This is a genomic window from Streptomyces sp. NPDC059003 (genome assembly GCF_042740445.1).
Lineage (GTDB): Bacteria > Actinomycetota > Actinomycetes > Streptomycetales > Streptomycetaceae > Streptomyces.
The window spans coordinates 1-10,037 of record NZ_JBHYJH010000252.1 but is presented as its reverse complement, the minus strand read 5'-3'; the positions used below and the strand labels follow the sequence as shown (position 1 = coordinate 10,037).

General features: G+C 73.9%; 6 protein-coding genes. 5 read left to right on the top strand and 1 reads right to left on the bottom strand.

Annotated elements, in window-relative coordinates:
- The first annotated feature begins 199 nt into the window (after positions 1-199).
- Both ACFWZ5_RS42320 and ACFWZ5_RS42315 read left to right on the top strand, forming a co-directional pair.
- Positions 200-3,919, top strand: coding sequence for a glycosyltransferase (locus tag ACFWZ5_RS42320; RefSeq protein WP_384804201.1), 3,720 nt, complete (start codon positions 200-202; stop codon positions 3,917-3,919).
- Positions 3,916-5,409, top strand: a complete 1,494-nt coding sequence (locus ACFWZ5_RS42315; RefSeq protein ID WP_384804203.1) for a DUF5719 family protein — start codon at positions 3,916-3,918, stop codon at positions 5,407-5,409. The genes ACFWZ5_RS42320 and ACFWZ5_RS42315 overlap by 4 nt, the downstream gene beginning before the upstream one ends.
- A 150-nt stretch (positions 5,410-5,559) precedes the next feature.
- Here the strand turns inward: ACFWZ5_RS42315 and ACFWZ5_RS42310 are convergent, their stop codons facing one another.
- Positions 5,560-6,018 carry a metallopeptidase family protein gene (locus ACFWZ5_RS42310; RefSeq protein WP_384804211.1) on the bottom strand — a complete coding sequence of 153 codons (459 nt, stop codon included), beginning with the start codon at positions 6,016-6,018 and terminating at the stop codon, positions 5,560-5,562.
- A 262-nt stretch (positions 6,019-6,280) separates the two neighbouring features.
- On the opposite strand from ACFWZ5_RS42310, the gene ACFWZ5_RS42305 reads away from it, so the two are divergent.
- The 3 genes from ACFWZ5_RS42305 to ACFWZ5_RS42295 all read left to right on the top strand — a co-directional run bounded on the left by ACFWZ5_RS42305 (position 6,281) and on the right by ACFWZ5_RS42295 (position 9,970).
- On the top strand, positions 6,281-6,706 hold the full coding sequence (locus ACFWZ5_RS42305) for a DUF3499 domain-containing protein (RefSeq protein WP_384804205.1): 426 nt from the start codon (positions 6,281-6,283) through the stop codon (positions 6,704-6,706).
- A 170-nt stretch (positions 6,707-6,876) separates the two neighbouring features.
- Entirely contained in the window at positions 6,877-8,493 is a 1,617-nt protein-coding gene (locus ACFWZ5_RS42300) for an L-lactate permease (protein WP_384804207.1), read from the top strand.
- Positions 8,494-8,605: 112 nt separating this feature from the next.
- Positions 8,606-9,970, top strand: a complete 1,365-nt coding sequence (locus ACFWZ5_RS42295; RefSeq protein ID WP_384804209.1) for a phosphomannomutase/phosphoglucomutase — start codon at positions 8,606-8,608, stop codon at positions 9,968-9,970.
- Positions 9,971-10,037 lie beyond the last annotated feature (67 nt).

The following is a 10,037-nucleotide window of genomic DNA, read 5'->3' as shown; positions in this document are numbered from 1 at the left end:
GAGCCCCCCTGGTTCGGGAAGGGGCGGGTCCGGGGTGCCCCCGCGAGGAACCCCCACCAGCCCGTCGCCCATGGGTTATCCACAGGCGGCGGGCTGGTGTCGTGCCAGCCGTTAGTGTGGGGCCCCGTCCGAGACGCCACAGCCCTCCCGCAGGGCGCAGACGTCCACCACAGTCCATCGAACCGGGGCCCGTACCTCGATGTCCGTGCACAGCCATCCGGCAGCCCACGAAGCCGCTGCCGCCGGGTTCGACCCGTCCCGCGCGGCCGGGTTCGACCCGGCAAGCCCACCCGAGTTCCCGCGGCACGTCGTGACCGCCGTGCTCGTCTCCCACGACGGCGCCCGCTGGCTGCCCGACGCCCTGGCCGGACTGCTCGGCCAGGACCGCCCCGTACAGAACGCGGTCGCGGCCGACACCGGCAGCGCCGACGACTCCGCGCAGCTGGTCACCGAGGCGCTCGGTGCCGACCGCGTGCTGCACCTGGCCCGCCGCTCCGGCTTCGGCACCGCCGTCGACGAAGCGGTCCGCACGGCGCCGGTGCTCACCCCGGAGGACCTGCCGTACCTGAAGCGCCCGAGCGGCTGGGACCCGGTGAGCCGCACCTGGCGCGACGAGGCGTACGACCTGCCGGACCTGCCGTACGGCGCCCCCGAGCAGTGGCTGTGGCTCCTGCACGACGACTGCGCCCCCGAGCCCGGCGCCCTCGCCGAGATGCTGCGCGCCGTCGAGACGGAGCGCGAGGCGGGCAACGAGGTCGCGGTCGTCGGCCCCAAGCTCCGCGGCTGGTACGACCGCAGGCAGCTCCTCGAAGTCGGCGTCTCCATCGCCCACTCCGGGCGCCGCTGGACCGGCCTCGACCGCCGCGAGCAGGACCAGGGCCAGCACGACCACGTACGGCCCGTGCTCTCCGTGTCCACCGCGGGCATGCTGATCCGGCGCGACGTGTACGAGCGGCTCGGCGGGTTCGACCGGCGCCTGCCGCTCATGCGCGACGACGTCGACCTGTGCTGGCGCGCCCACACCGCGGGACACCGCGTCATCGTCGCCCCCGACGCGGTCGTGCGGCACGCGGAGGCCGCCTCGCGCGAGCGCCGCACCGTCGACTGCGCGGGCCGCACGGCCTCGTCGCCGCACCGCGTGGACAAGGCGGGCGCGGCGTACACCCTGCTCGCCAACTCCCGCACGATGGTGCTGCCCTGGGTCTTCGTGCGGCTCGTCGTCGGCACGCTGCTGCGCACGCTCGCCTACCTCCTCGGCAAGGCCCCGGGACAGGCCGTCGACGAAGTCGCCGGTCTCTTCGGTACGTTGCTGCGGCCCGAGCGGATCCTCGCCGCCCGCAAGAAGCGCGGCACGCCGGTGCCCGACGCGGGCGAGATGCGGCCCCTGTTCCCGCCGCCCGGCGCCACGGTGCGGGCCACCGTCGAACAGGTCGCGAGCCATGTCGTGGGCCGCTCCGACCCAGAGGTGTCCGCCGGCGGCCGCCATGGAGCCGTCGAGTCGGGCCCCGGCGGTGACGACGCCGACTTCCTGGAGGTCGAGCAGTTCGCCCGCCTCAAGCGCATCGCGCGCAAGCCGGGACCCGTGCTCTTCGTAGTGCTGCTCTTCGTCTCGCTCATCGCCTGCCGGTCCCTCATCGGCGGCGGCGTGCTCGCGGGCGGCGCGCTGCTGCCCGCGCCCGCCGGAGCGTCGGACCTCTGGGCGCGCTACGCGGACGCCTGGCACCCGGTGGGCATCGGCGGCACGGAAGCGGCACCGCCGTACCTGGCGCTCGTCGCCGCCCTGTCGACCGTCCTGTTCGGCTCCGCCGGACTCGCCGTCACGGCGCTCCTGATCGGCTCGGTGCCGCTCGCGGGCTTCACCGCCTACTTCGCGTCCCGGCCCCTCGTCCCTTCGCGGCTCCTGCGCGCGTGGGCGTCCGTGGCGTACGCCCTGCTGCCGGCCGCCACCGGCGCGCTCGCGGGCGGGCGCGTGGGCACCGCCGTGCTCGCCGTCCTGCTGCCGCTCATCGCCCGCGCGGGTGCCGCCGCGAGCGGCCTGACCTCTCCGGAGGGCACGCGCGGCAGCTGGCGCGCCACCTGGGCGTACGCGCTGCTGCTCACCGTCACCACCGCCTTCACGCCGATCGTGTGGCCGATCGCCCTGGTGCTCGGCCTCCTGGTCCTCGCGCTGCGCCGGAACGACATCACGGCGTACGGCCTCAGGTTCCTCGCCGCCCTCGGCGTGCCGCTGCTCGTCCTCGCGCCGTGGTCCCTGACGCTGCTGCCGTTCGGCTTCTTCAAGGAGGCCGGACTCGAGTACGGCACGGGCGCGGCCTCCGCGCTCGACCTGCTCGGCGCCAGCCCCGGCGGCCCGGGCACCGTGCACGGCCTGATGCTCATCGGCATCGTGCTCGCCGCCCTCGCCGCCCTGCTGCGCGCAGAGCGCACGGTCGCCGTCCGCGCCGCCTGGGCCGTCGCCCTGGTGTCCCTGGCCTTCGCTGCCCTGTCGAACGGCTCGGCGTGGGCGGGCCCGGCGACGCTCGTGTACGGCATCGCGCTGCTCGCCGCCGCCGCGCTCGGCGCCGACGGCGCCCGCGCGCGGGTCGCCGAGCAGAGCTTCGGCTGGCGTCAGCCGGTGGCCGCGCTCATCGCGTTCGCCGCGGCCGCGGGCCCGCTGCTCGTCGCCGCGGGATGGATGATCGGCGGCGCCGACGGGCCCGTGGAGCGCCGCGACCCCGCGCAGGTCCCCGCGTTCGTCGCCGAGGAGAGCGGCACCGAGGACCAGGCCCGCACGCTCGTCCTGGACAGCGCGTCGCCCGCCGAGGTCTCGTACACCCTGGTGCGCGGCTCGGGCGCCCGCCTGGGGGACGCCGAGCTCGCCGCCGCCGACGGCTCCGACGGGCGCCTCGACCGGATCGTCGCCCGCCTCCTCGCGGGCTCCGGCGCCGACCAGGCCGACCAGCTCGGCGGGTACGCGGTGCGCTACGTCCTCGTACGCGACGGAGCGCCCCGCCAGCTCAGCCGCACCCTGGACACGACCCCCGGCCTCACCCGGCTCAGCCAGGAGGACGGCAGCGCCCTGTGGCGCGTGGACCGGCAGGTCGCGCGCGCCGCGATCGTGCCCGAGGCGGGCGACCCCCAGCCGGTCGGCGCGGGCCCCGTAGAGGTGCACACGACGATCCCGGCGGGCAAGGAGGGCCGGGTGCTGCGCCTCGCCGACTCGGCCGACGCGGGCTGGACGGCCACCCTGGACGGCCGCGCGCTCACCCGCACCACCGTGGACGGCTGGGCCCAGGGCTTCGAACTGCCCGCGTCCGGCGGCCGGCTCGACGTCACGTACGAGCCGTCGGCGGCCCACACGGCCTCCCTGTGGGCCCAGGGCGTGCTCGCCCTCGTCCTGGTGGTCCTGGCGCTGCCCGGGCGCCGCAAGGACGTGGACGACGACCTGCCGGAGGAGGCGGCCGTGCCCGCCCAGGTGGTCTCCGGAGAGGGCCGCAGGGCGCGCAGGCTGCGGGCCCAGGGCGAACAGCCCGCGGCCGACGGCCAGTTCGTGCCCCCCTCCGAAGAGGAGGCCCTGGGAGCGGTCCCGTCACAGCCCGTGCCGCCGCCCCAGCACGCCCCCGCGCACGGCGACTGGCAGACCCCCGCCCACGCGGGCGCCGACCACGGCGCGTACGGCGAACAGCAGTACCAGAGCGGGCCGTACGCACAGACCGGCCACGAGGCGTACCAGCAGGACGCCTACCAGGGCGGCCAGTACGACCCGTACGCGTACGGCGGGACCTACCCGGCGGAGCAGGGCTACGGCGGGACCTATGGCACCACGGAGACCTACGGCACCGCGGACGCCGCGGCCCCCGCCCACCCCCAGCACCCGCCGATGCCGCGGCGACCCCCGCACGGCACCGACAGTGAGCGCCCCGACGGGAGCCAGCAGTGAACCGCACCACCGTGTCCCTGATCGCCGTGACGGCGGCCCTCGCCGCCGTCACCGGCTTCGCCGCGGTCAACGCCCCCGCGGGTGACGACGAGGTCGCGCGGACCGCGAAGCGGCTGCCCGTGGAGCGCACGAGCCTGCTGTGCCCGGAGCCCAGTGCGTCCGACCTCGCGGAGACGGCGTACACGGCGTTCACGCCCGCATCCAAGGACTCCGGGACCAAGGGCCGCGCCGCCCTGTTGCCCGTCGTCAAGGAGCTGACGGACGCGCCGCAGGGAGGCAAGGGCAAGGGGAAGGACGCCGAGCCGTTCCTCGCGCAGAAGGCGCCGGGCAAGCCGGTGTCCGGCGAGCAGTCCGACGCGGACGCGCCCGCGCTCGTCGGCACCGCCGACGGCGCCCTCGCGCCCGGCTGGACCGTCCAGCAGACCACCACGGTCAGCGCGGGCGCGGGGCGCGGTGTCCTCGGCACCGCCTGCACGGCTCCGGACACCGACTTCTGGTTCCCCGGCGCCGGCACCGCCAAGGGCCGCAACGACTACGTCCACCTGACCAACCCGGACGACTCCGCGGCGGTCGTCGACATCGAGCTGTACGGCCCGGACGGCGCCCTCAAGTCCGAGGTCGGCGAGTCCATCCAGATCCAGCCGCACTCCAGCTTCCCGGTGCTCCTGTCCACGCTGGTCGGCAAGGCGCAGACCAACCTCACCCTGCACGTCACCGCGCGCAGCGGCCGCGTGGCCGCCGCCGTGCAGTCGGCGGACGACCAGCTCGGCAGCGACTGGCTGCCCCCGTCCACCGACCCGGCGCCGAGCCTGGTCCTGCCCGGCATCCCGAAGGACGCCACGTCGGTGCGCCTGGTCGCCTTCGCGCCCGGCAGCGACGACGCCGACCTGAAGGTCCAGCTCGCCTCGCCCACCGGCGCGATCACCCCCGCGGGCAACGAGACCCTGCACGTCAAGTCCGGCATGACGGCCGCCGTCGACCTGGGCGACGTCACCAAGGGCGAGGCGGGATCCCTGCTCCTGACGCCGACGGAAGAGCCCGTCCCCGTAGTGGCCGCCCTGCGCGTGACCCGCGGCAAGGGCGCCAAGCAGGAGACGGCGTTCATCCCGGCGACGAGCCCGGTGGGCGCGCGCGCCACGGCCGCCGACAACCGCGCCAAGGGCACCACGCTCTCCCTGGTGGCCCCCGGCAGGACGGCCCACGTCAAGGTCACCGCGTCCGCGGGCACGGAGTCCGGCGAGCCGACCACGAAGACCTACACGGTCAAGGGCGGCACGACCCTCGCCGTCACCCCACCGACTCCATCCGGCCTCAAGGGCACCTACGCCCTCACCCTTGAGCCCCAGCCAGGCGCCCCCGTCCACGCCGCCCGCACCCTGGAACTCCCCGAGAACGGCATCCCCATGTTCACGATCCAGACCCTCCCGGACGACAGGGGAACGGTGGCGGTACCGAAGGCGAAGCAGGACCTTGACGTGCTGCAGAGGTAGCTCCAGCCCGCACCGGCGAAGGTTTTAGCCCGTCCGGCGTTTGAGGACGAGCGCGCAGCGCGGAAAAAAGCGGAAAAAAGGGGTCCTAGGGGCGGAGCCCCTGGTTTCGGGAAGGGGTGGGACTGGGGCGCCCCGCGAGGCCCCCGCCCGTCACTCCTCCCCGTACCGAGGATCCACCGACTCGGGCGAAAGCCCAAGAAGCTCAGCCACCTGCTCCACCACCACTTCGTGGACCAACGCGGCCCGCTCGTCCCGCCCCTTCGTACGAATCTCCACAGGCCGCCGATACACGACGACCCGAGCGGGCCGCCCTTCGGATGCGGACACCGTCCCGCCCAGCGGCACGGCCTCGGCCTCCCACCCCTCGTCCCCGGCGCCCCCGCCGGAGACGGGCGGAACCTCGAGCACCAGGAAGTCGATCTCGGTGAGCTGCGGCCAGCGCCGCTCAAGGCGCTCCACGGAGTCCTGCACCAGGTCCGTGAACGCCTCGGCGCGGCTCGCGGAGAGGGGGACCTGGGGCGGCGCCACAGGGCCGCGCATGCCCCTGCCGTGGCGGTCGCGGCGGCGGGGCCTCGGCTCGGCGGCGCGGGGCGGTACGGGGTCGTCCATCACTGGTGAAGCGTAGTCCTCGAGATCGCCCTTTCCGCACGGAGCACGGCATGTCGCTTCCTGACCATTCCAGCCAAGCTTGAGCTCGATTGCGTATCTCTCCTGGACCGTCGATCTCGCCCCGATTGGCAGGATTTGCTCCGAGTGGTGACCGGGTTCAACACCGCAGGTCACTCTGGTCCCTTGTGTCGTCGCAGGTCAGAGCGGTGCTTTCCGGAAGGCCTGTGTGCGGGATCACAGCACGACACGGGGGAGTGACCTCGTGGAGAGTCGTCGCGGCCCGCTCAAGAGTGCGGTACCGTCCAACGTCGTGAGCCCTGTACGTCGCTGTTCGCGCACCGCTTGCGGCCGACCCGCCGTCGCGACGCTGACGTACGTCTACGCCGACTCGACCGCGGTCCTCGGCCCCCTCGCCACGTATGCCGAACCCCACTGCTACGACCTGTGCGCCGAGCACTCCGAGCGCCTGACCGCGCCGCGCGGCTGGGAGGTCGTCCGTCTCGCCGACGGCTCGGGCCCGGCCCGCCCCAGCGGCGACGACCTCGAAGCGCTCGCCAACGCCGTGCGGGAAGCGGCCCGTCCGCAGGAACGCGCGGCGGAGGCCGGGGGGAGCGGGGCGCGCTCCGCGGACCCGATGGAGGTCGGACGCCGGGGCCACCTTCGCGTGCTGCGCTCACCGGAGTCCTGAGCACCGACGCACCGACGCCTGGGAAACCGTTTCCCTGATATCGCCCTCTCCGTAGAGCCCCGTTGTTCACCCCTGAACAACCAATCCCCTACGCCCCATTGACGCCCCGTCGCCACGGAGCCGACGATTCCCCCCACCCGTGAGAGATCACGGCATCCGGGGAGGCCCGTGTGTTCGTCCAGGAACTGGATCCCGTAGCCGACTCGCTCGGCCTGTCCGCACTCGTCGCGACCCTGCCCCTGCTCACCGTCCTCGTGCTCCTCGGCGCCGTCCGCATGAAGGCCCACCGCGCCGGGCTCATCGGCCTCGCGGTGGCCGCCGCCGTCGCCTGGCTCGCGTTCGGCATGCCGCTCGGCCAGACCGCGTCCAGCGCCGCACAGGGAGCGGTCTTCGGGCTTTTCCCCATCCTGTGGATCGTCGTCAACGCCCTGTGGGTGTACCGGATGACCGTCCGCACCCGGCACTTCGACGTCCTGCGCCGCTCCTTCGGGCGACTCTCCGACGACCCGCGCGTCCAGGCGCTCGTCGTCGCCTTCTGCTTCGGCGCGCTCCTGGAAGCGCTCGCGGGCTTCGGCGCGCCCGTCGCGATCTGCTCGGTGATGCTCGTCGCGCTCGGCTTCGACCCGGTGCGCGCCGCGGTCGTCGCCCTCGTCGCCAACACCGCGCCCGTGGCCTTCGGCGCCATGGGCACACCCGTCGTGACGCTCGCCCAGGTCACCGGCATCCCGCTGGACACCGTCGCCACGGTCGTCGGCCGCCAGACGCCGCTGCTCGCGCTCGTCGTACCGCTCCTTCTCGTCGCCCTGGTCGACGGCCGCCGCGGACTGCGCGAGACCTGGGTGCCCGCCCTGGCGTGCGGACTCGCCTTCGCCGCCGCCCAGTTCGCGGCCTCCAACTACGTCTCCGCCCAACTCGCCGACATCGGGGCGGCCCTGGCAGGGGCGGGCGCGCTCGTGGCCGTGCCGCAGGCGCGCAGACCGGCCGCCGAGCCCGTCCGCGCCGCCGTCCTGACCGGCGCCCGCAGCGAGGACCTGGACCACGACGACCCGCGCGCGGACGTGGTGCGCGCCTACGCCCCGTACGCCCTCATCGTCGCCGTCTTCTCCGTCGCCCAGATCCCGCCCGTCAAGGACTTCCTGGCCGAGGCCACCCGCACCTTCGACTGGCCCTTCCTGGACGTCGGCAACCCCGCGGGCGAACCCGTCGGCGGGAACGTCTTCTCGCTGCCCCTGGTGGCGACCGGCGGCACCCTCGTGCTGCTCGCCGGGTTCGGCACGGCCGCCGTGCTCGGCGTGCACGCGCGCGTGGCGGCGCGCGAGTGGGCGGCGACCGTGCACGAACTGCGGTTCGCGATCCTCACGGTGACGAGCGTCCTCGCCCTGGCGTACGTCATGAACCTCTCCGGGCAGGCCGCCACCATCGGGCACTTCGTGGCCGACGCGGGCGCGGGCCTGGCCTTCCTCTCGCCGGTGCTCGGCTGGTTCGGCGTCGCCGTGTCCGGCTCCGACACCTCCGCGAACGCGCTGTTCGGCTCCCTCCAGGTGACGGCCGCCGAGCAGTCGGGGCTCTCGCCCGAACTCCTCGCCGCCGCCAACAGCTCCGGCGGTGTGCTCGGCAAGATGATCTCCCCGCAGAACCTGACGATCGCGTGCGCGGCCGTGGGCCTCGCGGGCAAGGAGGGCGACGTGCTGCGCAAGGTGCTGCCGTGGAGCCTCGGCCTGTTGCTGGTGATGTGTCTGATCGTGGTGGGGCAGAGCACGGCGGTGCTGGGCTGGATGCTTCCCTGACCTGTTCCCTGACCTGTTCCCTGACCTGGGTCGGGCTGTCAGTGGTTGGAGGTAGTTTGGGGTCCGCCGGAGTGACCGCCCCGCCGAAGTGACCGTAGAGAGAGGCCTGGCCGTGACTGCTGATCTGTCCCAGATCGTGAAGGCGTACGACGTGCGCGGAGTGGTCCCGGACCAGTGGGACGAGCCGCTCGCGGAGCTGTTCGGCGCGGCGTTCGCGCAGGTCACGGGCGCGGACGCGATCGTCGTCGGCCATGACATGCGGCCCTCGTCGCCGGGCCTCTCGCGGGCCTTCGCGCGCGGCGCGGCCGCCCGCGGCGTCGACGTCACCGAGATCGGCCTGTGCTCGACGGACCAGCTGTACTACGCGTCGGGCGCGCTGAACCTGCCGGGCGCGATGTTCACGGCGTCCCACAACCCGGCGCAGTACAACGGCATCAAGATGTGCCGCGCGGGCGCCGCCCCGGTCGGCCAGGACACGGGCCTCGCCGACATCCGCGCCCTCGTCGAGCGCTGGTCGGACACGGGCGCCCCGGAGCCCGCGGCGACCCCCGGCACGCTGACGCGCCGCGACACCCTCAAGGACTACGCGGCCCACCTCCGCGGCCTCGTCGACCTCACGACCATCCGCCCCCTGAAGGTCGTCGTCGACGCGGGCAACGGCATGGGCGGGCACACGGTCCCCACCGTCTTCGACGGCCTCCCGCTCACCCTCGTACCGATGTACTTCGAGCTCGACGGCACCTTCCCGAATCACGAGGCGAACCCGCTGGACCCGGCGAACATCGTCGACCTGCAGAAGCGCGTGCGCGAAGAGGGCGCCGACCTCGGCATCGCCTTCGACGGTGACGCCGACCGCTGCTTCGTCGTCGACGAGAGCGGCGCCCCCGTCTCCCCGTCGGCGATCACCGCCCTGGTCGCGGCCCGGGAGCTCGCCAAGCACGGCGGCTCGGGCACGGTCATCCACAACCTGATCACGTCGTGGTCGGTCCCCGAGGTCGTCCGCGAGCACGGCGGCACGCCCGTGCGCACGCGCGTGGGGCACTCCTTCATCAAGGAGGAGATGGCCAAGAGCGGCGCGATCTTCGGCGGCGAGCACTCCGCGCACTACTACTTCCGCGACTTCTGGAACGCGGACACGGGCATGCTGGCCGCCCTGCACGTCCTCGCCGCGCTCGGCGGCCAGGAGGGCCCGCTGTCCGCCCTCGTGGAGCAGTACGACCGCTACGCGGGATCCGGCGAGATCAACTCCACGGTCGCCGACCAGAAGGCCCGCCTCGCCGCGATCAAGGCCACGTACGAGGGCCAGGACGGCGTCACCCTCGACGAGCTCGACGGCCTGACGGTCACCACGGCCGACTGGTGGTTCAACGTCCGCGCGTCCAACACGGAGCCGCTGCTGCGCCTGAACGTGGAGGCACGGGACGAGCAGACGATGGCGAAGGTCCGCGACACGGCCCTGACCCTCATCAGGGCCTGACCATTCAGAGAATTCAGCCCGTCCGGCGTTTGAGGACGAGGCGCGAAGCGCCGGATAAAAGGGGGGT

Coding starts and splice junctions, on each gene's coding strand:
- ACFWZ5_RS42320 (WP_384804201.1), top strand. CDS start 200: ATGTCCGTGCACAGCCATCCGGCAGCCCACGAAGCCGCTGCCGCCGGG.
- ACFWZ5_RS42310 (WP_384804211.1), bottom strand. CDS start 6,018: ATGGACGACCCCGTACCGCCCCGCGCCGCCGAGCCGAGGCCCCGCCGC.